The 403-nt window shown below is 67.2% G+C and carries 1 protein-coding gene; it reads right to left on the reverse strand.

The window, feature by feature from the left end:
- Positions 1-403: hypothetical protein (locus M3661_RS29955; protein WP_251491386.1), on the reverse strand; the 403-nt coding region annotated here is incomplete at both ends.

Raw genomic sequence — 403 nt, forward strand, 5'->3', positions numbered from 1 at the left:
GTATTCCAGGAGAGCAGCCACAGCGGCAGGTTGAGCTGACGCTGGCGCAGGGCGCTGTGGATCTGCCGCAGCTTGTGCAGCGGGTAATGTTCGCTGGAGGCCAGGCGGCTGCTGTCTGCCTGGGCCAGATCCAGCTGTTCGTTGGCATCTGCCTGGCAGGCGAGAAAATCCGCCTCTGCCAGCAGCGGCGAGTGGAACAGCGGATCGTTCCCGGGATCGCTGGGAGCAAAGCGGTGCCAGATCCCCAGCTGCGGCTGCGGCAGCAGGCGATGAAGGACCCCGCGCTGCTGCCGCCAGGCGGCCTGGCGCGCAGCTTCGCTGGCCTGCGGCGACCAGTGCCAGACAAAGCGCCAGCTGTTGAGCGTGGCTGGCGGAAAATGGTTGGCGGCGAGCTGCAGGAAGC

This window comes from Paenibacillus sp. MER 180, from assembly GCF_023713665.1.
Classification (GTDB): domain Bacteria; phylum Bacillota; class Bacilli; order Paenibacillales; family Paenibacillaceae; genus Paenibacillus_B; species Paenibacillus_B suaedae.